Consider the following 21,960-nt stretch of genomic DNA (forward strand, 5'->3'; position numbering starts at 1 on the left):
GGCCGGGTATGCCCGATCGCGAGCGGCGCCGACAAACTTGCCGCTACAACAGATCCTGGGGGTCGACGTCGATCGACCAGCGCACGCGGCTCGCGCCCGGCACGTCGGGCAATACCTGTTGCCAGTGATCCAGTGCCGGGTGCAGTTTGTGGCGGTCCATGGCATGGAGCAGCAGATGGGCACGGTAGCGGCCGGCGCGGCGTTGCATGGGCGCAGGCACCGGCCCCCAGCAGGCCAGATGCGCGTCCTGGGCCACCTCGGCCGCGGCGGCGCTGAGAAAATTCATTGGCTCGGCCTCGCCGTGGGCCTCGGCGCGCAGCAGCGCGAGATGACCGAAGGGCGGCAGATCGGCTTCCCGCCGTTCGCTCAGCGCCGCCTGGGCGAAGCCGGCATAGCCGCCGCTCAGCAAGCGCTGCAGCAGCGGATGCTCGGGATGGCGGGTCTGTAGCCAGACCTCGCCGGGCCGCTGCGCCCGGCCCGCGCGGCCGGCGACCTGGGTGACCAGCTGGGCCATGTGTTCAGCGGCGCGAAAATCTGCGGAGAACAGGCCGCCGTCCACATCGAGCACGCCGACACAGGTCAGGCGCGCGAAGTCATGCCCCTTTGCGAGCATCTGGGTGCCGACCAGCAACTGAGTGGCGCCGCTGGCCACATCGGCGAGCTGCGCTTCCAGGCGCCCCTTGCGGGCCATGCTGTCGCGATCGAAGCGGGCAATGGCGACCTGTGGAAAGCGGCTGCGCAGCGCCCCGGCCACCCGCTCGGTGCCGGCGCCCAGCGCGAGCAGCTGTTCGCTGCTGCAGGCCGGGCATTTTTTCGGCGCGATTTCGGCAGCGCCGCAGTGATGACACTGCAGGCGCGAGATGCCACCGTGCAGGGTCAGCGGCGCATCGCAACGCACGCAGGGTGCGACCCAGCCGCAGTCGTGGCAGATCAGCTTCGGCGCAAAGCCGCGTCGGTTGATGAAGATCATCACCTGATTGCCGGCCGCCAGATGCGGCTCGATACGCGCCAGCAGCGGCTCCGACAGGCCGCCGAGCAGCGGGCGCGAACGCACGTCGATGACGTTGATGGGCGGCATGACCGCGCCGGTCGCACGGTTGGCCAGGCGCACATGGGCATAACGCGCCGCCTCGGCGTTGTGCAGGCTCTCCAGCGCCGGTGTCGCGCTGCCGAGCACGATCGGGATGGCGGCGAGCTGTGCGCGCCGCAGGGCGACGTCGCGGGCATGATAGCGAAAGCCGTCCTGTTGCTTGTAGGAGCCGTCGTGCTCTTCGTCGACGATGATCAGGCCCAGCTTCGGCATGGGCGTGAACACTGCCGACCGGGTGCCGACGACGATGTCCGCGTCGCCGGCCCGAGCCGCGCGCCAGACATCGGCGCGCTCGCCCTCACTGCGCTGCGAATGCAGCACGCCGATGGCGGCCGCGAAGCGGCTGCGCACCCGCTCGATCAGCTGCGGTGTCAGCCCGATTTCGGGGGCCAGGAAGAGTACCTGGCGGCCGCTGGCGAGGACTGTGGCCATGCGCTGGAAATAGATTTCGGTCTTGCCGCTACCGGTGACGCCTTCGAGCAGGGCGGGCGCGAAGCCGTCGCCGGCCTGGTAGAGGGCCTGCATCGCCGCCTGTTGTTCCGCGGTGAGCGCCGGCGCGGTGCCGGCCACGCCCTGCTCGAGGCCGCCGGGCAGCTCCACCGCCGTGATCAGGCCGCGTTTTTCCAGCGCGTTGAGTTGCGCCGTGACCGCACCGAAACGAGCCAGCAGACTGCTGTGGGCGATCGCCGTGCCGCTGGCCGCGATGCAATCGAGTAGTAAACGCTGTTTTGGCGCCCGTGACAGATTGGTGGTCGCGGCGGCTTCCGACGACGCCACCGCCTGCCAGCCGCGATGCCGGCTCTGGGCCTTGTCGGTGCGTGTCTTGCGCAGCGCGACCGGCAGGGCGGTGGCCAGGGCCTCGCCGAGCGGGCAATGATAATAACGCGCGGCCCAGCGCAGCAGGCGCAACTGTCCGGCATCGAAGACCGGGCTGTCGTCGAGTACGGCATCGATGGCACGCAGGCGCTTGGCGGCGACGTCGCTTTGCACGTCCACGGCCACGATGACGCCGACCAGTTTGCGGCGTCCGAACTGCACCAGCACGCGCATGCCCACGGTCGCGACCGGCATGTCGTTGCGGGTCAGGTAGTCGAAGCCGCCGTGCAGGGGCACGGGCACGGCCACGCGGATCAGTCGGGGCTGAAAAGCCGTCTCCATCAGGCGGTTAGCGCCTGTGGATAAGTCCGTGGATTGTTTTGCAGTGCAGCGAGCATAGTTTCTGTCTAATCAAATGCTACAAACAAAAGAATGAATAAATAATATTTAAAAACAAAAGCCTGTGTATCCTTGTTGCCACGTTCCGATTGCAGCACCCGGTAAATCATGGTGCGGGCCACGTTGTGTATATGTGGACAAATCGACGATCGGAGACAGCACCAGAATCGCCACGGTTGTCAACTGGTCGTTCGTATAAGTGGCCCGTGTCTGTCGATGCTTCAGAGGGTGCTGGATCGTATTCTACGTTGCCTCGTCGGCCGTGCAGGGATCATTTGCGCGCCAGTGCCAACAGCTCGTCGAGCATGCGTAGCGTCAAGCCCCAGAGTCGGCGGTCGTTGCCGCAGTCGTAGCAGGGCATCGGCAGGCTCAGTCGGCCCAGCTGCCAGCGCAGGGTTGCACGGTGTTCGGGCTCGTCGAGCCAGGCGAGCGCGAGCCAGCGGTAGGCGGTGATTTCGTGGTTGAGTGTCGGGGTCCGACGATCGTCCAGCCGATAGACGAACGGCGAGACCACCATCGGCGCGCGGCGTCGATGGTCGAGCGTCAACTGATCGCTGAGTCGGCCGATGCCCTCCGCGCGCGTGATCCTCAGGCCCACTTCCTCCGCGGTTTCCCGGCAGGCCGCGCGTGACGCGCTGGCTTCATCGGCGGCGTCCACGTGCCCGCCGGGGAACGCCATGTCGCCGGACCAGGGGTCGCCGGCGCGGTGGGCGCGTTCTACGAGCAGGACTTCCGCGCCCTGGCGTGTTTCGCGCAGAACCAATGCCACCGCGGCGCGGCGGGTGTAGTGGCGCAATCGCTGGCGACGGGGCCGGTAGCCGGCCAGGGCGCGTTCGATGGGGCGGAGTTCGTGCATGAGCGTTACGCAGAAAAAAGCCGCCCGGAGGCTAATGCTGTTCACTTAAGCATTGCATAGCCGCCGGGGCTTCCCGAGAATCCGGCTTTCACTTGATGGAAGTCGGATTTTTTGTGTCCCTACAGCAGACCCTGTTCGATATAGACGATCTGCACTCGTTCTCTGATTTGAGCACGTTTGCCCAACATATTCCGGTCGAATGGGTTGAGTCGGCACTGCATCTATCGTCAGCGGCCACGATTCGCCGGCGGCGCCTGCCGGCAGACCAAGTGCTCTGGCTGGTGCTGGGCATGGCACTGTTCCGCAACGAGCCTGTATCCGAAGTCGCACGTCGTCTGAATATCTGTGCTCAAGGCCTGGCCAGCGACCGTCTGATGGCCCGTAGCGGTGTATCTCAGGCTCGCCAACGGCTGGGCGCTAAACCGGTCGAATGGCTGTTCCGCCAGACCGGCGCCGTCTGGGGGCAAGAGCGTTATCCCGGCGACGATTGGCAGGGCTTGCAGGTATTAGCCGCCGACGGCGCCGTGCTGCGCACGCCGGATAATGCCGCACTGCGAGCCCACTTCGGTTCCGGTAACACCGGCACCGATCGCCAGACGCCGTATCCGATGATGCGTGTCGTGGCGTTGATGAACGTCCGCTCGCATGTGCTACTCGACGCCCAGCTCAGCCCGTATCGGCGCAGTGAGATACGTTTGGCCGATGACTTCATCGACCGTATTCCCGATCACTCCGTGACCTTGTTCGACAAGGGCTTCTGGAGTGCCGACCTGTTGTTGGGCGTAGCCGCCGGGGGCGCCCAACGCCACTGGCTGATTCCGGCGCGCAAAGGCCTGGTCTCAGAGACCCTCCAGACCTACAACGCCGATGATCAACTGTTGCAGATGCGTGTGTCGCCGCAGGCGCGCAAGCGCCACCCCGGCTTACCCGCGACTTGGGACGTGCGCGCCGTCAGTTATAGCCACAAGGGTAAACGCAAGACCGTCTATACCTCATTGCCCGCCGCACGCTATGACACCGACGCGGTGGCGCGGCTGTATCAAGAGCGCTGGGAGATCGAGGTGGGCTTTCGGGATATCAAGAGTTCATTGCAACACAATGCGGTGACGCTGCGCAGCAAGACCGTGAGCCTGATTTATCAAGAAGTCTGGGGCCTGCTGTTGGGCTATAACGTGATCCGTCGCGAGGCCAGCCAAGCGGCGCTCGCGCACGGCCAGGCTCCGGCGCGCGTGCGCTTCAAGTTCGCTTATCAATACATCGCGGCCCAGCTGATCGTCATGGCCGCGGCCCAACCGCTGTCTCGCACGGGCGCACGATTATCCGAACTCAGGGCTGGTATCGGCCACTTGTTCCTGGATGACCGACCCCGACCTTCAAGGCCAAGATCGGTCAAGATGTCCAAGACACGTTATCCCGTCAATCGACAGGCCGCGCCGCTTAAGTGAACAGCATTACGCCCGGAGGCGGCTTTTTCCATGCTTTCTATGGCTTCGAGCCTAGAGCTGCTTGAGCCCGTTGGCCAGATCCGTGCAGACCTGCTTCGCGTCGCCGAACACCATGCGGGTGTTGTCGCCGAAGAACAGGCCGTTCTGCACGCCCGAGAAGCCGGTGCCCTTGCCACGCTTGATCACATAGACCTCACGGGCCTTGTCGACATCCAGAATCGGCATGCCGTAGATCGGGCTGGACTCGTCGGTACGCGCGGCCGGGTTGACCACGTCATTGGCGCCGATGACCAGGGCCGCGTCCGCGTTCGGGAACTCGGCGTTGATCTCTTCCAGATCGAAGATCAGGTCGTAGGGCACGCCGGCCTCGGCCAGCAGCACGTTCATGTGGCCGGGCATGCGGCCCGCCACCGGGTGGATGGCGAACTTGACGTCGACGTCGTGCTCTTTCTGCAGCATCTGGGCGAATTCCCAGAGCTTGTGCTGGGCCTGGGCCACCGCGAGGCCGTAGCCCGGCACGATGATCAGCGAATCGGCATAGGCGAAGGAGGCCGCGGCATCGAACGCCTCGACCGACTTCATCTCGCCTTCCGGGCCTTCGCTTTCGGCGCCGTCGTCCACACCGAAGCCGGCGAACAGGACGTTCGAGACCGAGCGGTTCATGGCCTTGGCCATGAGCAGTGTCAGCAGCGAACCGGCCGCGCCCACCACGGTACCGGCAATGATCATGGCCGGGTTGCCGAGCACGAAGCCTTCGAAGGCCACGGCCAGGCCGGTCAGCGCGTTGTACAGCGAGATGACCACCGGCATGTCGGCGCCGCCGATCGGGTTGGTCAGGAATACGCCGAAGAGCAGGCTGGCGAAGAAGAAGATCGTGACCAGTACCGGCGCGCTCTCGTTGGAGGCGATGATGGCAATGCCCAGGATCACGATCAGCAGGGCAATGCCGGCGTTGATCAGGTGCTGGCCGGGCAGGCGGATGGTCTTGCTCATCTTGCCTTCGAGCTTGGCCCAGGCGATCAGCGAACCGGAGAACGACACGCCACCGATGAGCGCGCCGACCACGGCGAGGATCAGCACGGTGGTGCCGTGCATGAACGCCGCATGCGAGTACAGCTCGACCAGCGCGATGGCCGCGGCCGCACCGCCGCCCATGCCGTTATACAGCGCCACCATCTGTGGCATGCCGGTCATCTGCACCTTCATGCCGGTGTAGTACGCGCCGCCGCCACCGATGGCGATCGCCAGCAGGATCAGGACATAACGGAAGAAGCCGGCATCCATGTCCGGATGCCAGAGGGTGACCACGGTGGCGAGCACCATGCCGATGCCAGCCCACTTGATACCGGCCTTGGCGGTCTTGGGCGAACCCATCCGCTTGAGGCCTACGATGAACAACACGGCTGCAATGAAGTAGCTCGCGTCGACGGTGAATTCCCAGAAACTCATAGTCGGTAACCTTTTCGTGTGCTCTTTCTTATTACGGAATCAGCGCGCGGGACGCGTATCAGTCCTTCGAGGACTTGAACATCTCGAGCATGCGCTCGGTCACCACATAACCACCCACGGCATTGCCTGCCGCGAGGATCGTGCCGATGAAGCCGATCAGCGTCTCCCAGAAACCGTCGGCATGGCCGAGAGCGACCATGGCGCCGACGAGCACGATGCCGTGCACGAAGTTGGAACCCGACATGAGCGGGGTGTGCAGGATGGCCGGTACCCGGCCGATGATCTCGTAGCCGGTGAAGGCGGCGAGCATGAAGATATAGAGTGCGACAAAACCAGTAATCACAGCGTGTCTCCCTGAATAAGTGGCCGATGGGCGCGTTCGGGCAAGGCCTGTGGCCTAACCCTTGAGCGCTTCCTTGGCGGCTTCGTTGACGATTTCGCCGTTGTGCGTGAGCGCCGACTTGGCCAGGACTTCGTCGTCCCAGTTGATATCGAGCTTGTATGTCTTGTCCGCCGGCTTGGCGTCCTCCTGACCTTCTTCCGGCACCACGATCAGTTGCAGGAAGTTGAACACGTTCTGCGCATACATCTCGCTGGCATGTTCGGCCAGCAGCGCCGGCACGTTGGACGGCCCGTAGATGGTGACGCTGCCGTGGGTGACGGTCTCGTCGGGCTGGGTCAGTTCGCAGTTGCCGCCGCCGGAGGCGCCCAGGTCGATGAGCACCGAACCCGGCTTCATGGCCTCGACCATCGCCTTGGAGATGATCTTGGGCGCCGGACGGCCGGGTACGGCGGCAGTGGTGATCACTGCATCCGCGTCGGCCATGTTCTTTTCCAGCATGTCCTGCTGTTTCTTCTTCTCGTCGTCGGTCAACTCGCGCGCATAACCGCCTTCGGCCTCGGCCTTGACGCCCTCGGCCATCAGGAAGTCCGCGCCCAGCGACTCGACCTGTTCCTTGGTGTCGGTACGCACGTCATAGGCGTACACCTTGGCGCCCAGGCGTTTGGAGGTCGCGATCGCCTGCAGGCCGGCCACGCCGGCGCCGATGACCAGCACCTTGGCCGGACGGATGGTGCCCGCGGCGGTGGTGAGCATGGGCAGGAAGCGATTGAGCGAACTGGCCGCCATCAGCGCGGCCTTGTAGCCGGCCGCCGATGCCTGCGAGGACAGCGCATCCATCGATTGGGCGCGGGTGATGCGCGGCACCAGTTCCATGGCGAAACAGGTCACCGAGGCCTTGTTGAGTGCGTCGACCACGTCGGGGTTGTTATGGGCCTGCACGAAGCTGATCAGCACCGAGCCCTTCTTCATCTTGCCGATCGACTTGGCATCCGGGGCGTTGACCGCGAGCACCACGTCGGCGCCGAAGATATCGGCGGCGCGGCCGGACATCTGGACCGGTTCATTGAAGGCATCGTCCGGGATCCGGCTGCCTTCGCCGGCGCCCTTGGCGACCAGGATGTCGACGTTGAGTTTGGCCAGCTTGTCGGCCACCTTCGGCACCATGGCGACGCGATGTTCGCCGCTGGCCGTCTCCTTCGGGACTGCGATAGTTACGCTCATGTCTTCCCTTGTTTGTTGCGATGAATACCCGGCGCGGCGCGCAGGCGATCGCTTGCGCGTGAATCATCCCCAAATGCCGCAAGCCCGGTAGAGCCTTTCCGAGTCTAACCGAAATAGTACGGCTTTCGTAGCAACAGCGGGGCGAAAACCCGGCTATGGCGCGCCCTTAGCCGCCGTCGATGGTGATCGAGGTTTCGATATAGCTGTCGGGGATGGTGAAGTGGGATTCGGGGATCGTGTCGTGGCTGATGCGGGTCAGCTGACGCTTTTCGCCGGTGTTGGTGTCGGTGAAACGCAGCGGCATGCCCGACAGGCTCAGATAGGGCAGGCCGGCGGCCTCGAAACCGGTACCGGCGAGCATGGTCTGCATCAGCGTGAACATCGCCTGGACGCTGTCGAAGCTCTTCTCCGAAATATCCAGATCTTCGGCGCTGGCCACGCACAGGCTCTCCGCGGGCTTGCCGTCGCGCACCACTTGCACGACGCTGCAGTTCACCCCGGCCACGGTATCGGTCTGCCCGGTACGATCGAGGCCGACCTTGTGCTCGCTGGAGTCCAGCGCCGGCATCGATTGAATGAGTGCCGCGCGGGCCGTGGCGCGCTGATTTTCCGGCAGCTGCTGGACCTTGTTTTCCACCTGGGCGCGCAGGGAATCGACGCGTGAACGGATATTGCCGGCCACGCTCTTGTCCAGGCGGGTATAGGTGCGATCGGCGGGGTTGACCGAAAATATGGTCGCTTCGTTCTGCTCATAGAGCTGCCACTGGTCGCTGGCGTCATCGATGCGTACTTCACCGGGGCGGATATCCACGGTGAAGCGCCCATTGGCGCCCTGGTACACGAGCGTGGTGTCGTCGCTTGCCGCCTGCGCGGCACTGGCGAAACCCAGAACGAGGGCAAGGGCGGCGGCGTGGAGCGCGATTCGGTTCATGTCGTATCCGTGTGCTTTTTGCGGTTCGGGAATGGCGGTGTCGCGGTGGCCGCGAGGGGCCTGCAAACGCATACACCGACAGGCATGCTGGGCTAGACTAGCGCCATGCTGCTTGTTGACGCCAGTGTCTATATCTTCCGGGCCTTTCATTCGCTGCCGTCGAGCATGACCGGGCGCGACGGCCGGCCGGTAAACGCAATCTACGGCTACGCGACCTTTCTGCACCAGTTGCTGGCCGTGGCTGACGATGCCGAGGTCGCGGCCGCGTTCGATGAATCGCTGACCACGTCGTTTCGCAACGACTGGTATCCCCAATACAAGGCCAATCGCGAGACGCCGCCGCAGGATCTGGTCGACCAGATCGCCGCCTGTCGCGAGATCAGCGAGGCACTGGGGGTCAAGACGCTGTCGAGCCCGGTCTACGAGGCCGACGACCTGATCGGCACGCTCGCCGCCGGCGCCGACACGCCGGTCACCGTTGTGTCCTCCGACAAGGACCTGGCCCAGCTGCTCGGCGTGGGCGATACGCTCTGGGATTACGCTCGCGAAATCCGTTATGACGCCGACGCTATTCGCGCCCGATTCGGCGTCGACCCGGCCGCGATTCCCGATTATCTCGCCCTGGTCGGCGATACCGTCGACAATATTCCCGGCGTGCCCGGTATCGGCGCCAAGACGGCCGCGGCGTTGATCCAGCGCTTCGGTGATCTGGAGACGATGCTGGCGGATTGCGCCGCCGTGGCCGCCAGCGGCCTGAGGGGCGCGAAGTCGCTGGCAGCAAAGCTACAGGCATACGCCGAACAGGCGCGGTTGTCGCGCCGGCTGGCGACGATCGTGACCGATATCGCCCTCGACGCCGAGCAGCGCGATATCCGGCGGCGCCCGGTGGATCACGACGCCCTCGCGGCGATCTGTGACCGGCTCGGTGTGGGCAGCCGCTTGCGGTCACGTCTGGGGCTGGCGGCTGCGGCGCACGACGCGCCGTGATCGACTGGCCCGCGATCGAAGCGCAGATCGGCGAAGCCGCGGGCACGGCGTTTGTCAGTCAGCGCCAGACGCGCCTCGGCGGCGGCTCGATCAACACGGCGTACCGGCTGGAAGACAGCACATCGCGTTACTTCGTCAAGCTCAACCGGGCCGATCGCGGGCATATGTTCGCCGCCGAGGCCGCCGGCCTGCGCGAATTGCAGCAGGCGGTCGGCCTGCGTGTGCCGCAGCCGCTGGTCTGTGGCGAGATCGCCTCGCATGCCTATCTGGTGCTCGAGTACATCGACCTGCAACCGCTGTCGCCGGCGGCGATGACGCGCCTGGGCGAAGCGCTGGCCGACATGCATGGGGTGGTGGCGACGCGCTACGGCTGGGAGCGCGACAACACCATCGGCTCCAGCCCGCAGCCCAATGCCCGGCATCCGCGCTGGCACGAGTTCTGGCGCGAAAACCGGCTGGCGGCGATGCTCGATGCGCTCGCCCCCGCGCACCCGGCGCTGGCACGCGAGGGCGACGTACTGCTGGGCATTCTCGGCGATCTGCTGGCCGGGCACCGGCCCGAGGCGTCGCTGGTACACGGCGATCTGTGGGGCGGCAACGTCGCCATGGACGACCGCGGCACGCCGGTGGTGTTCGATCCGGCGGTCTACTATGGCGACCGCGAGACCGATCTCGCCATGGCCGAACTGTTCGGCGGTTTCTCGCCGCTGTTCTTCGAAGCCTACTGGGGCGCGTGGCCGATGAGCGACGGTTATCGGCATGTCCGGCGCCCGCTCTACCAGCTCTATCACCTGCTCAATCACGCGCGCCTGTTCGGCGGCCATTACGTGGCCGAGAGCCGGCGGGTGATCGCGCAGCTGCGTGCGTTGAGCTGATCCAGGCTGGCTGCGCGTGTCGCCGGTGCTGGCGAGCGTTACAATCGCGCGCTGATTCTTCGGTTTTCGCAGCCAACAACGTGGCGCTCATGTCTGATATTCCCGTCCTGGACACACGACCGCCGGCCGGCCTGAAGCCGGGATCGGTGGCGGCCAACAAGCTGACCAAACGCCTGCGCCGGCTCACTGCGCAGGCGATCACCGACTACGACATGATTCGCGACGGCGACCGCATCATGGTGTGTCTGTCCGGCGGCAAGGACAGCTATACGCTGCTCGATATGCTGTTGTATCTGCAGGCCAAGGCGCCGGTACGGTTCACGCTGACCGCCGTCAATCTGGACCAGAAGCAACCCGGCTTCCCCGAGTTCGTGCTGCCGGAATATCTGCAGGCACTCGGGGTCGACTATCACGTCATCGAGCGCGACACCTACAGCGTGGTCACCGACAAGATCGAGGCCGGCAAGACCATGTGTGGTCTGTGTTCGCGTCTGCGCCGCGGCATTCTCTATCAATACGCGAAAGACAACGGCTACAACCGGATGGCGCTCGGGCATCACCGCGACGACATGATCGAGACGTTGTTTTTGAACATGTTCCATGGCGGGCGCATGGCTGCGATGCCACCCAAGCTGCGCTCCGACGACGGCGACAATGTGGTGATCCGGCCGCTGGCCTACTGCGGCGAGCGCGATATCGAGAAATTCGCGCGCCTGCATCAGTACCCGATCATTCCCTGCACGCTGTGCGGTTCGCAGGCAAACATGCAGCGCCAGAACATCAAGGCGATGCTGGCCGAATGGGAGGCCGCCGACCCGGGCCGAAGCGATCGTATCTTTCGCTCGATGACCCGCATCGCCCCGTCGCAGATGGCCGACCGCGAACTGTTCGACTTCGCTGCGCTCGATTAGGCTGCCTTTCCGCGCGGCTTTACGCGCAGCGAACGACATCGCCACAGTGTGGTCTCAGAGCCAGGAGATACCCGAACAGCGCGTCGCATGATAAGGCTGGCGCGTATCCTGCATGACCGTTTGCATGCCTTGAACAGGGCGTTCGACGGCAAACAATGTCATCCGCTTTTCTTGAAAACGATTCCTATCTACCTCATACTCAGGGGCGTCAGTGAACAGTTGTGCACTGCACCTAATACCCAGGACACACGACGAGGGCGTTAAGCCAATGACCGCAGAAAGGAAGTATCCGGCCAATCCAGAAATGGAGGACCGTTTCAACTGGGTCGAATTCATGCCATTTGCGTTGCTGCACGTGGCGTTGATCGGCATCTGGTGGACCGGCTTCACCGCGACCTCGATCGCGATCTGCGCGGGGCTTTATGTCGCGCGCGTGTTCTCGATCACCGCGGGCTACCATCGCTATTTCTCGCACCGTGGCTACAAGACCAGCCGCGCGTTCCAGTTCGTGCTGGCCGTCGTGGGTTCCACCGCGTTCCAGAAAGGTCCGCTCTGGTGGGCCGCCAAGCACCGCGAGCATCATCGCGACGCCGACATGCCGGCCGATTCGCATTCGCCGCGCCAGTACGGCGTATTCGATGCGCACGTCGGCTGGGTCTATCGTGAAGCGCGCGCCAACCCGGACATGGATCTGATCAAGGATTTCTCCAAGTATCCGGAGCTGCGCTGGGTCGAGCGTCACCAGTACATTCCGGGTCTGATCCTGGCGGTGCTGTGCTTCGTCGTCGGCGGCTGGGCGGGTCTGTTCTCGGGCTTCCTGCTGTCGACCGTGCTCGTCTATCACGCCACGTTCACCGTGAATTCGCTGAACCACATGATCGGCAAGCAGCGTTATCTCACCGGTGACGATTCGCGTAATAACTGGTTCCTGGCGATCCTGACGATGGGTGAGGGCTGGCACAACAACCACCACTACTATCCGTCGACCGCGCGCAACGGCTTTTTCTGGTGGGAGTTCGATACCACCTATTACGGTCTGCTCGGGCTCAAGCAGCTGGGCCTGGTCTGGGACCTGCGCCAGCCGCCGAAGACGATTCTCGCCAACGAGAAGGCGCCGACGCAGAAGATCATCGACAAGTGCGCGCTCTATATCGCCGACGGCTTCTCTGCCGATCGCATCAGCGCGAACATCCGTCAGCGCTGGGAAGGCAGCCATATCCTCGACGATCTGCGCTCTCATGCGCGTGATCGCTGGAGCGCGGCCGAAGCCTATCTGGCCGAGATCGAGCTGCCCGAGTTCCCGAGCGCCGAGGAGTTCAAGGCGCGGGCGCACAAGCAGTTCAAGATCCGCCACGAGGGTCTTGATCGTGCCATCGAACGGGCCCACGAGATGCTGCGCCGTTCGGTATCACACCGGCTGATCGAGCACGCCCAGGCCGAGCCGGCACGCGCTGCCTAGCTCGTCAGGGCAACCGGCCGAATGACGGCCCGCCGCGATTTTCGCGGCGGGCTTTTTTGTGGATGACGTAAGCGCAACTCGTGTCGGCGGCCGCCTTCGTCCGCCGCCGGTCATCGGTCTCAGTCGAGCTTGTCGCGGGACGCGGCCTGTTCTTCGTCGTCCGGTGGCTCGTCGTCGTGGTTCAGGTCGCCGCCGCAGAACTTGCAGTAATGGGCATCCACCTCGTGGCCGCTGCGTTCACAGTGTGGGCACTGGCGGCGCTGGCGCTCGTTGCGGATCTCGTTGGTCAGTTCGGCGGTGATGATGCCGCCGGTGACCGCCAGAAGGGCATAGCCGAGCATGATCGCCACACCGGCGATCGTCTGGCCGATGGCGGTGCCGGGTGCGATATCTCCGTAGCCGACCGTGGTGATTGTCACCACCGCCCAGTACATGCTGCGCGGAATGCTGGTGAAGCCCTGCGCCGGGCCTTCCACCACGTACATCACTGCGCCCAGCACCGTGGTGATCAGCGCCAGTACGCCGAGAAAGATCTGCATCTTGCGTTGGGCGTGGCGTAGCGAACGGGTGAGCACATTGGCGTCGTTGGCGTAGCGCACGAGCTTGAGCACGCGGAAGATGCGCATCACGCGCAGCACGCGCACGGCCACGAAATAATGCGCCGAGGGCAGGATCAGGGCCAGATACAGCGGCAGAATCGACACCAGATCGATGAGGCCGTAGAAACTGCGGATATAAGCCCAGCGTCGGCGTGCGACATAGATACGGGTGATGTATTCGATGCTGAAGAACAGCGTGAACAGCCATTCCAGTCCGTGCAGCAGCGTGCCGACACGCATCTCGATGGCCGCCACCGAGATCAGCATGAGATTGATCACGCTGCCGATGATCAATACCAGCAGGGCGATATCGAAGATGCGTCCGGCCGGCGTATCGGTGCCGAATATGATGTCGCGCAGGCGGGTGCGCAGGTCGTCTGTGGGTTTGTTCATGGCACGGGACCTGCGGCCCGAGGGCGCCTGGTGGCCGGGTGATCCCCGGTCAGCGGGGGGCCGAGGTCACGCGGCGCGACTGCCAGTAATGCCTGCGCCAGTAGATGTTGTCCAGACGCGAGATGGTGACGCCCTTGCTTGACGAGGCGTGCATGAAACGACCATTGCCGACATAGACACCGACGTGGCGCCCCGAACGGCCGGTCTTGAAGAACACCAGATCGCCCGGCGACAGTTCGCTGCGGTCCACTGGCTCGCCGCGTACGGCCTGTTCGCTGGTGGTGCGGGGCAGATCCAGCGACTCGATCGTGCCCAGGGTCTGACGCACGAAGCTGGAGCAGTCGATACCGTTCTGGTCGCGGCCGCCGTAGCGATACGGCACGCCGTGCCACTGCTGATAATACTCGTGCAATGCGTCCTCGAGCGCGTCGTCGTTGCTCGCCCGGCGTCTTTTCGAGGCGGACAGGCCCAGTGCGCTGCTCCGTGCCAGCTTATTGTCGTCGGGGGAGGCTTTGCCGTGGTTGGCCTGACGGCTGTAGCGCATCTCTGGCTGGGTCGCGCAACCGCTTACAGTCAGCGTCAACAATGCGAGTATAAGCAGTGCGCGGGGCGAACAGGGGGTAGCACCCGCGCGCGCGTAAACGGTCATGCCGAAACCGCATGGTTTATTTTCATTCGGCGTTCTTGCAAAACGTCTCGGCCCTCGCGCCCCCCATGCACTTGCCCATAAGATAGCCGCATGAACCCTCTCTTGGAAAGCCCCCTGCGCCAGAGCGCCTCCCAGACCGTGGCCGCGGTGGACCTCGGGTCGAACAGTTTTCACATGATCGTGGTGCGCGACGATGGCGGAAAACTGCACGTCGTCGACCGGCTCAAGGAGTCGGTGCGCCTGGCGGCCGGCCTGAGCGAGGACGGTACCCTCGACCCGGATTCATGCGCGCGCGCGCTGGCCTGTCTCGAGCGATTCGGTCAACGTCTGCGCGGTTTGCGCCACGATCACGTGCGTGCGGTCGGGACCAACACCCTGCGGCGCGCGCGGGGCGCCGACGACTTCATCGCCCGTGCCAGCGAAGCGTTGGGCCACCCGATCGAGGTCATCTACGGGGCCGAGGAAGCGCGCCTGATCTACGGCGGCGTGATCCAGGACCTGGGCACGGATAGTCCCGATCGGCTGGTGGTCGATATCGGCGGCGGCTCCACGGAATTGATCATCGGCGCGCTCGCCGAGCCGAAACTCGTGGAAAGCGTATCGCTGGGGGCGGTCGTGCAGATGCAGCGCTTCTTCGCCGACGGCCGGATCACGCGCAAGGGCTGGCGCGCGGCGGTGATGGACGCGCGGCTGACGCTCGAGCCGATCGCGCGCGCCTATCGCGACGCCGGCTGGGACGTGGCGATCGGCGCATCCGGCAGCGTCAAATCGATCCTGCGGGCCGCGGGCGCGGAGCGCGCGGACGAGACCATCACCCCGGACAGCCTGGACATGCTGGCGCGGGCGATGATCAAGGCCGGGCGGGTCGACAAGCTGTCGTTACCCGGCGTCTCGGATGATCGGCGCGTGATATTTCCGGGCGGGCTGGCGGTGCTGACCGCGATCTTCGAAAGTCTTGAAGTGCAGTCCATGCGGGTCTCCGACAAGGCACTGCGCGAGGGTGTGGTCGCCGACCTGCTGGGCCGGCTGCACGACCACGATGCGCGCGAGCAGGGCGTGAAGTCTGCAAGCGGTCGCTACGACGTCGATCGCGGCCAGGGCGAGCGCGTGGCGGACACCGCCATACGACTGCTCGGTGATGCCGACGATTACTACGACGAGGACACCGGCCCCATGGCGGTACGCCTGCTGCGCTGGGCGGCGCTGCTGCACGAGATCGGCCTGGCGATTTCGCACAAGGGCTATCACAAGCACGGCGAATACATCCTTCGCAACGCCGACCTGCAGGGTTTTTCGCGCGCCGATCAGGCGATACTGGCCACGCTCGTGCGTTTGCATCGAGGCCGTTTTCGCGTGGATATCCTCGACGCGCTCGCGCCGCAGTGGCGGGTCACCGCCGAGCGGCTGGTGGTGGTGCTGCGGCTCGCGGTGATACTCCACCGCGGGCGCAATCCTCAGGCCGTGCCGCCGGCGCGCCTGCAGGCCGGCAAGGGCGGCCTGCGCCTGCTGTGCGAGGCCGACTGGCTGGCCGAGCGCCCGCTCACGCGCGCCGACCTGACCCGAGAGGCCGAACAGCTGGCGCGCGCGGGCATCACCCTGAAGACGTCGTTCATCGACGCCTAGCAGCGGCGCACATCAGCCGTTGTTGTACTCGCGGGTGCTGGCGAAGGTGATCTCCGGCCAGCGCTCCTCGGTCAGCTGCAACTTCACCCGGGACGGGGCGAGATAGACCAGCGCGCCGCCGTGGTCCTCGGCCACGCCGTCGTCCATGCGATCGCGAAAACGCCGCATCTCGCGCTCATCGGCGTAGATCCAGCGCGCGGTATAGACATTGATCGCCTCGAAGCCGGCGTTGACGTTGTATTCGGTCTTGAGCCGCTCGGCGACCACGTCGAACTGGAGCACGCCGACCGCGCCCAGGATGACGTCGTTGTTGTTGACCGGGCGAAACACCTGGGTCGCGCCTTCCTCGCACAGCTGATCCAGGCCCTTGTGCAGCGCCTTCGCCTTGAGCGGGTCGCGCAGGACCACGCGCTGGAACAGTTCCGGCGCGAAGTTGGGGATGCCGGTGAACTGCAGATCCTCGCCCTGCGAGAAGCAGTCGCCGATGGCGATGGTGCCGTGGTTGTGAATGCCGATGATATCGCCCGGCCAGGCGCTCTCGGCGGCCTCGCGGCGATTGGCCATGAAGGTGATGGCGTCGTTGACGCGAATCTCCTTGCCGGCACGCAGATGCTGCATTTTCATGCCCTTCTCGTAGTGCCCGGAGCACACGCGCATGAAGGCGATACGGTCGCGATGCTGCGGGTCCATGTTCGCCTGAATCTTGAACACGAAGCCCGACAGCGGCTCTTCGCTGGGGACCACGTCGCGGCTGGTGGTCGCGCGCGCAATCGGCGCCGGCGCCCATTCCACGAATGCATCCAGCAGCGGGCGGATGCCGAAGTTGTTCACTGCCGAGCCGAAGAACACGGGCGTGAGTTCGCCGGCGAGATACATTTCCAGGTCGAAGCCGTCGCCGGCTTCGCGTACCAGCTCGATCTCCTCGAGCAGGTCGTCGTAGTACTGGCCGGCAATCTCCTTGAGGCGCGGATCGTCGAGCCCGTCCATGGTCACGGTCTTGCCGCCGGCCTCGTTGTCGCCGCCTTCATAGAGATGCACCTTGTCCTCGAGCAGGTGATAGACGCCCTTGAACTGGCTGCCCATGCCGATAGGCCAGGTGATCGGCGCGCAGGCGATGCCCAGCACCTCCTCGACTTCGTCGAGTACCTCCAGCGGCGGGCGGCCTTCGCGATCCATCTTGTTGATGAAGGTGAAGATCGGCGTGGTGCGCAGCCGGCAGACTTCCATCAGCTTGATCGTGCGCGGCTCCACGCCCTTGGCGATGTCGATGACCATCAGCGCCGAATCGACCGCCGTGAGGGTGCGATAGGTGTCTTCCGAGAAGTCCTCGTGGCCGGGCGTGTCGAGCAGATTGACGATGCGGTCGTTATAAGGGAACTGCATCACCGAAGTGGTCACGGAAATGCCGCGCGACTGTTCCATGGCCATCCAGTCGGAGGTGGCGTGGCGGGTCGCCTTGCGGCCCTTGACCGTGCCGGCGAGCTGGATCGCGCCGCCGAACAACAGCAGTTTCTCGGTGAGCGTGGTCTTGCCCGCGTCGGGGTGGGAGATGATCGCGAACGTGCGTCGCTTCGCGGATTCGCGCGCGGCAGGGCTGTTGTCAGCGTCAGGTGCTGGGCTCATCGGTGCTCCGGGCGGCCGTAATATGCTGTGTGGGCTGGAAAAATATCTGTATAGTGCAACGCTATTCATAGTTTGAAGAAATTCAATTATGAACAGCGATCGGTTTTACCTATACTTCTTCGCGTCGACAGAGGGATTCATTCCCGACTGTCTTCGCAGGATCGGTGTTCCCCCTTCACCGTTCATCTGCCAACGCAGCGTGCATCCTACCCGAGTCATGCCGCTGCGATGATGGCGCCGTTCTCCCCCTGGCGGCGTCTTTTTCAGGCCCGGATCGGTTGCCCTCCCGATTCGGGCCTTCCTTTATCTGCGCTATCCGGCTTCTCTTGCCCCGGTAATCCGTTGATGGAATTCGCGCCAGACGGCGACAATATAAACCAGCAGAAACGCCGCGATCATCAACTCCTTGACCTCGCCGGCCTTGATATCGAACGGCCAGGGCACGTCACCGAACGATTTATCCAGAATCTTTTCCGGTATCGAGGCCAGCGGTGCGATCAGGGCGGCCGGCACACAGATGATGCCCGGCATCACGATGGCCTTGAACGTCCCGCGATCATAGGTAATGCCGCGTGCGGCGCGTATCAAGGGCAGGATCGCGCCGCCGACGAGAATGGCCACCGACAGCAGATTGCGCGGTAGCTGGTCGAGCAGTGAGCCGGCCAGATCGCTCGAGTTGTGCAGGTTGGTTTCGTTCTGATTGTTCATGCTCTTCCAGGCATCGGGCGTAGCCCAGTCGAACAGGTGCTGGCCCCAGCTGGCTTCCTCGCCGAGAAAATAAAGACAGCCCAGGCAGAAGAGAGCAAAGAAGGCTACGAGTCTCCGGTCGCGCGTACGCCATGCATGCTGCAGAACGCGAATGCCGATGACCAGCGCGGCAGCGAGCAGCACGAGGGTCGCGGTCTCGGTGAAGCCCGACTCATGGTCGATGAAGCGATCGTAGACCGCCGGGTCCAGCAGCCAGCGGCACAGGTAATGGCCGAAATAAAGCACCACCGGAAACCATAGCCAGGCCCAGACGGGTAAGCGGCGTTCGTTGATTTGATTCATGATTTCACGTTCCGGGTGTATTCGATGATCGTGATGCGCGCCAAGCAGTTCAGCGGATGGCGAACGGCGTCGGCAGGTCGGTGGTTTCCGGCGTGTCGTGCTCGATCGTCTGTGACACGCGTGCCAGGGTCGGGCCGTCGCCGAGCCAGTCGCGCAGGCTGTCGAGAGCGGTTTGCTCGCCCGATGCCATGATCTCCACCCGCCCGTCGGCAAGGTTGCGAACCCAGCCGTTCAGGCCCAGGCGGCGGGCGGTGTCGCAGGTGGCGGCGCGAAAGCCCACGCCCTGGACACGGCCGCTGACGGTAAAATGGCGTACGATCATTAGCGTGATGCTCGATGGGTATTCACTTTATTTTAACGAAAAAGTAACGCGGAGCGCTTGATGTTCAATTTCATTCGTCGTCCGCTGCGCCGATTCACCGGCCGTGACGAGCAACTCGCGCGTGCCCAGGACGCGCACGTGCAGCTGCGTGTGCCCAATCCCTATGGCGGTGCGCCGTGGTTGACGGCGACGGTGGCGCTGACCACCACGCCGCACGGCCAGGGCGAAACGCTGCGGCTGCGCGCGCATATCGATGGCTGCATGAGCCTGCCGGGCTCGCAGACGGTTCACGAACGTCTCGATCAGGGATCGCGTGACCGGCGTTCACTGGTGCGCCACGGCCGCGACGCGGCCGCCGGACTGGTGCGCCGCGTCGTCGATCGGCTGCCGGCCGAGCGTCTGGCGCCGCTGACCTCCCAGCGCTGGCGCAGCTGGCTCGACGTGCAACTGAGCACCTCGCCGCTGGACGGGGGCGCCGACGCGCTCATGCCCGAACGACTGCGCGGTATCTACGGCGGTGGCCTGCCGCAGGCCGGCACCGGCGAGCCTCGCATCGGCGTCTGGTCGGGCCCGGCCGGCGGGCCGGCGGGCGGGGTGGCGCAACTGGTGATGTTGCAACTCGATGAGCGCGACTTCGGCAGCCAGGCGCGCGCCGCCGGGCGATCCGGCTTCAATCTCAACGCCAGTATCGCCCAGATCTTCGAGCCTCATACCGGGGCCGACGAGGAATCCTAGACGTATCGATCGCGTTGGCCCGGATCGCGTCTGGCCGTCATGGTGGAGATTGACGGGGTTCGTTCGGCTTGCGGGCGGGTCCAGCCCGGCGCCGTTATCGCTCAGGGCTTCGAGATGGGGCTGAGTGAGCGCTCGGACGCTGCCACAACGGGTTTGTACGCAATACGTCGGTCGCTGAGCGGCCATGCGCAAGCCATGCCGGCGCGATGCCGACGGCGCCGGCAGCGGTAGCCGAACAGAGCGCGGGGAATTGACTCGACAGCGCTTTTACAAGAGCATATCGCTGCGCCGGGCTCCATGGCGCAGGCTGATACCGGGAGATTTTTGATGATGCATAGCTGGCGTATGGGCCTGATGGCCATTGTGTGTTGCCTTGGTGTCGCCACACCGGCGCTCGCCCAGGGTGACGCCCAGGGGGACGCCGCCGCGGGCAAGGAACGCTTCTATACCTGCATGGGTTGTCACGGCATCCCGGAATACAACAACGCCTATCCGACTTATCACGTGCCCAAGATCGGCGGTCAGCACGCGGCGTATATCGTCTCCGCGCTCAAGGAGTACCGCAGCGGCGCGCGCGAGCACGCCACGATGCACGCGCAGGCATCGAGCCTGAGTGACGAGGATATCCAGAATATCGCGGCGTTCCTTTCGCAGCAGAAGCCGGAATAATGGGGCAGATGAAGATGATGCAGGCAGTTTCGCGCATTGTGATGTTCGCCGCGCTGGTCGGCTTGTCGGCGGTCGCGTTCGCCCAGGGCGAGCACGGCGAGCAGGATAAACCGGCAGACAGCGACTGGGTTGCGCAGGCCACCCAGACCTGTGCCAGCTGTCACGGCAAGAACGGGGTATCGCAGACCGCGACGTTCCCGGTGCTGGCGGGCCAGCACCAGAACTACCTGCTGCACAGCCTCAAGGCCTATCGCGACGGCGGGCGCAAGAACGGGATCATGGCCGGTCAGGTACAGAACATGACCGATGCCCAGCTCAAGGCGCTGGCCACCTATTTCAGCCAGCAGTCGGCCGGGCCGCTGCACACGCCGCACGTCGACTGATACCACTTCGTGCCGCCTGCGCGCGGCATGGCCGGGGGATAGCATGTCCAATTTCGCCATTTACATGATCGGCGTGATCGTCGTCGTGGCCGCGCTCGGCTACGGTGCGTTCGTGCTGGGCGTGCCGCCACTGTGGATCGGCATCGGCGTGGCCGTGATCGTCGGCTGCGGTTTGATGGGCGCGGTCAAGAAAACCCGCGAGCCCTCGCGCCGGCGCTAGTTCCTTCCTCGATGCGTTGACCGCTGGCAGCTAACGCCCACGCATCTACTCGCCGACATATCCCAGCCGCGCCAGCAGGCCGTCGAACTCATCCAGGTCATGAAAGCTGATACGCAGCTCGCCGTGGCGGCGGTCGGCGTCGTAGTGGATCTTCACGGCGTTGCCGACGTGATCGGCCAGACGTGTTTCCAGTTCGGCCAGCCCCTCGTTCGTCGCGCTGTCGCTGGGGATGTTGTCTTCATCGATCCGGCGCGCGGCCTGCTCGAGCGCCCGTACGGTCATGTGACGCTGTGCGGCCCGGCGTGCCAGCGCGATCTGGTGCCGGGTATCCAGGCCCGCCAGAATCTTGGCATGGCCCAGCTGCAGGGCGCCGTCCTCCAATAGTCTTTGCACCGGCTCGGCGAGTTGGCGCACCCGCAGGTAGTTGGTCACATAGACGCGCGATTTGCCGATGCGCCGGGCCACGGCGTCGTGGGTCAGGCCATGGGCGTCGCACAGCTGGCCCAGGCCGCGAGCGGTATCCATGACGCCCAGCGACTCGCGCTGCAGGTTCTCGATCAGGCCCAGAACCGCCGCTTCCTCGGCGGACAGGTCGTTGCGGATGATGGCCGGCAGTTCGTCGAGCCCGACCTGTTGTGCGGCCCGCCAGCGCCGCTCGCCGGCCAGCAGCCGGTAGCCTGTATCCGCCGCGCCGCTGACGACCACGGGCTGGATGACACCGGATTCACGAATGGACGCGGCCAGCTCCGCCAGGGCAGCGCTGTCGAAGGCCGTGCGCGCCTGGCTGGTGCCCGCCCGGATCAGCTCGATCGGCACGGTGACGACGGTGGTCGCGCCGGGCTGCGCGGTTGTGGATCGGTCGGTCATGACAGCTGGCGGGGCGCGTTAAATACGTCGGTGACGCGTGATAAG

Annotated in this window: 22 protein-coding genes; 10 read left to right on the forward strand and 12 right to left on the reverse strand. The window is 64.7% G+C overall.

Features of this window, described 5'->3' with window-relative positions:
* Window positions 1-43 precede the first annotated feature (43 nt).
* Together ACFOSU_RS09140 and ACFOSU_RS09145 are read right to left on the reverse strand one after the other, a co-directional pair.
* Window positions 44-2,248, reverse strand: coding sequence for a primosomal protein N' (locus tag ACFOSU_RS09140; RefSeq protein ID WP_380688671.1), 2,205 nt, complete (start codon window positions 2,246-2,248; stop codon window positions 44-46).
* Window positions 2,249-2,576: 328 nt separating this feature from the next.
* Window positions 2,577-3,161 carry an NUDIX hydrolase gene (locus tag ACFOSU_RS09145; protein WP_380688673.1) on the reverse strand — a complete coding sequence of 195 codons (585 nt, stop codon included), beginning with the start codon at window positions 3,159-3,161 and terminating at the stop codon, window positions 2,577-2,579.
* Between the two features lie 95 nt (window positions 3,162-3,256).
* Between ACFOSU_RS09145 and ACFOSU_RS09150 the strand changes: the two genes are divergently transcribed.
* Window positions 3,257-4,606 (forward strand): IS4 family transposase, encoded by a 1,350-nt coding sequence (locus ACFOSU_RS09150; protein ID WP_380688674.1) that lies wholly within the window; start codon window positions 3,257-3,259, stop codon window positions 4,604-4,606.
* 51 nt (window positions 4,607-4,657) lie between these two features.
* On the opposite strand, the gene ACFOSU_RS09155 is transcribed toward ACFOSU_RS09150, so the two are convergent.
* The 4 genes from ACFOSU_RS09155 to ACFOSU_RS09170 form a co-directional block, all read right to left on the reverse strand.
* The gene (locus tag ACFOSU_RS09155; protein WP_380688676.1) at window positions 4,658-6,055 is read right to left on the reverse strand and encodes an NAD(P)(+) transhydrogenase (Re/Si-specific) subunit beta; all 1,398 of its coding nucleotides are present in this window, start codon (window positions 6,053-6,055) and stop codon (window positions 4,658-4,660) included.
* Between the two features lie 58 nt (window positions 6,056-6,113).
* Window positions 6,114-6,398, reverse strand: a complete 285-nt coding sequence (locus ACFOSU_RS09160; RefSeq protein ID WP_380688678.1) for an NAD(P) transhydrogenase subunit alpha — start codon at window positions 6,396-6,398, stop codon at window positions 6,114-6,116.
* A 54-nt stretch (window positions 6,399-6,452) separates the two neighbouring features.
* Window positions 6,453-7,619 (reverse strand): NAD(P) transhydrogenase subunit alpha, encoded by a 1,167-nt coding sequence (locus tag ACFOSU_RS09165; protein WP_380688680.1) that lies wholly within the window; start codon window positions 7,617-7,619, stop codon window positions 6,453-6,455.
* A 166-nt stretch (window positions 7,620-7,785) separates the two neighbouring features.
* A complete protein-coding gene (locus tag ACFOSU_RS09170; protein WP_380688682.1) occupies window positions 7,786-8,550 on the reverse strand; it encodes a DUF4412 domain-containing protein in 765 nt (254 codons plus the stop codon).
* Window positions 8,551-8,655: 105 nt separating this feature from the next.
* On the opposite strand from ACFOSU_RS09170, the gene ACFOSU_RS09175 reads away from it, so the two are divergent.
* From ACFOSU_RS09175 to ACFOSU_RS09190, 4 genes are all read left to right on the forward strand, one after another.
* Entirely contained in the window at window positions 8,656-9,537 is an 882-nt protein-coding gene (locus ACFOSU_RS09175) for a 5'-3' exonuclease (protein WP_380688684.1), read from the forward strand.
* The gene (locus ACFOSU_RS09180) at window positions 9,534-10,412 is read left to right on the forward strand and encodes a fructosamine kinase family protein (RefSeq protein ID WP_380688686.1); all 879 of its coding nucleotides are present in this window, start codon (window positions 9,534-9,536) and stop codon (window positions 10,410-10,412) included. The genes ACFOSU_RS09175 and ACFOSU_RS09180 overlap by 4 nt, the downstream gene beginning before the upstream one ends.
* An 89-nt stretch (window positions 10,413-10,501) precedes the next feature.
* Entirely contained in the window at window positions 10,502-11,323 is an 822-nt protein-coding gene (ttcA, locus tag ACFOSU_RS09185; RefSeq protein ID WP_380688688.1) for a tRNA 2-thiocytidine(32) synthetase TtcA, read from the forward strand.
* A 268-nt stretch (window positions 11,324-11,591) separates the two neighbouring features.
* The gene (locus tag ACFOSU_RS09190) at window positions 11,592-12,782 is read left to right on the forward strand and encodes an acyl-CoA desaturase (RefSeq protein ID WP_380688690.1); all 1,191 of its coding nucleotides are present in this window, start codon (window positions 11,592-11,594) and stop codon (window positions 12,780-12,782) included.
* Window positions 12,783-12,901: 119 nt separating this feature from the next.
* On the opposite strand, the gene ACFOSU_RS09195 is transcribed toward ACFOSU_RS09190, so the two are convergent.
* Window positions 12,902-13,774: an ion transporter gene (locus ACFOSU_RS09195; protein ID WP_380688692.1), complete on the reverse strand. Its 873-nt coding sequence runs from the start codon at window positions 13,772-13,774 to the stop codon at window positions 12,902-12,904.
* A gap of 49 nt (window positions 13,775-13,823) precedes the next feature.
* The gene (locus ACFOSU_RS09200; protein WP_380688695.1) at window positions 13,824-14,318 is read right to left on the reverse strand and encodes a C40 family peptidase; all 495 of its coding nucleotides are present in this window, start codon (window positions 14,316-14,318) and stop codon (window positions 13,824-13,826) included.
* Window positions 14,319-14,513: 195 nt separating this feature from the next.
* Between ACFOSU_RS09200 and ACFOSU_RS09205 the strand changes: the two genes are divergently transcribed.
* Window positions 14,514-16,046, forward strand: coding sequence for a Ppx/GppA phosphatase family protein (locus ACFOSU_RS09205; protein WP_380688697.1), 1,533 nt, complete (start codon window positions 14,514-14,516; stop codon window positions 16,044-16,046).
* Window positions 16,047-16,058: 12 nt separating this feature from the next.
* Here the strand turns inward: ACFOSU_RS09205 and ACFOSU_RS09210 are convergent, their stop codons facing one another.
* The 3 genes from ACFOSU_RS09210 to ACFOSU_RS09220 all read right to left on the reverse strand — a co-directional run bounded on the left by ACFOSU_RS09210 (window position 16,059) and on the right by ACFOSU_RS09220 (window position 19,041).
* On the reverse strand, window positions 16,059-17,669 hold the full coding sequence (locus tag ACFOSU_RS09210; RefSeq protein ID WP_380688698.1) for a peptide chain release factor 3: 1,611 nt from the start codon (window positions 17,667-17,669) through the stop codon (window positions 16,059-16,061).
* A gap of 312 nt (window positions 17,670-17,981) precedes the next feature.
* Window positions 17,982-18,719, reverse strand: coding sequence for a hypothetical protein (locus tag ACFOSU_RS09215; RefSeq protein ID WP_380688700.1), 738 nt, complete (start codon window positions 18,717-18,719; stop codon window positions 17,982-17,984).
* A 49-nt stretch (window positions 18,720-18,768) separates the two neighbouring features.
* Window positions 18,769-19,041: an acylphosphatase gene (locus tag ACFOSU_RS09220; protein WP_380688702.1), complete on the reverse strand. Its 273-nt coding sequence runs from the start codon at window positions 19,039-19,041 to the stop codon at window positions 18,769-18,771.
* Between the two features lie 60 nt (window positions 19,042-19,101).
* Here ACFOSU_RS09220 and ACFOSU_RS09225 point away from each other — a divergent pair, with 60 nt between their 5' ends.
* The 4 genes from ACFOSU_RS09225 (at window position 19,102) to ACFOSU_RS09240 (ending at window position 21,048) form a co-directional block, all read left to right on the forward strand.
* Window positions 19,102-19,776: a hypothetical protein gene (locus tag ACFOSU_RS09225; RefSeq protein ID WP_380688704.1), complete on the forward strand. Its 675-nt coding sequence runs from the start codon at window positions 19,102-19,104 to the stop codon at window positions 19,774-19,776.
* A gap of 327 nt (window positions 19,777-20,103) precedes the next feature.
* Window positions 20,104-20,445 carry a c-type cytochrome gene (locus ACFOSU_RS09230; RefSeq protein ID WP_380688706.1) on the forward strand — a complete coding sequence of 114 codons (342 nt, stop codon included), beginning with the start codon at window positions 20,104-20,106 and terminating at the stop codon, window positions 20,443-20,445.
* Window positions 20,446-20,459: 14 nt separating this feature from the next.
* A complete protein-coding gene (locus tag ACFOSU_RS09235; protein WP_380688708.1) occupies window positions 20,460-20,828 on the forward strand; it encodes a c-type cytochrome in 369 nt (122 codons plus the stop codon).
* A 43-nt stretch (window positions 20,829-20,871) separates the two neighbouring features.
* Complete coding sequence (locus tag ACFOSU_RS09240; RefSeq protein ID WP_380688710.1) at window positions 20,872-21,048, forward strand: hypothetical protein; 177 nt, start codon at window positions 20,872-20,874, stop codon at window positions 21,046-21,048.
* Between the two features lie 45 nt (window positions 21,049-21,093).
* Here the strand turns inward: ACFOSU_RS09240 and ACFOSU_RS09245 are convergent, their stop codons facing one another.
* Window positions 21,094-21,915 carry a ParB/RepB/Spo0J family partition protein gene (locus ACFOSU_RS09245; RefSeq protein ID WP_380688712.1) on the reverse strand — a complete coding sequence of 274 codons (822 nt, stop codon included), beginning with the start codon at window positions 21,913-21,915 and terminating at the stop codon, window positions 21,094-21,096.
* Window positions 21,916-21,960: the final 45 nt, after the last annotated feature.

Source organism: Salinisphaera aquimarina (assembly GCF_042643355.1).
Taxonomy (GTDB): domain Bacteria; phylum Pseudomonadota; class Gammaproteobacteria; order Nevskiales; family Salinisphaeraceae; genus Salinisphaera; species Salinisphaera aquimarina.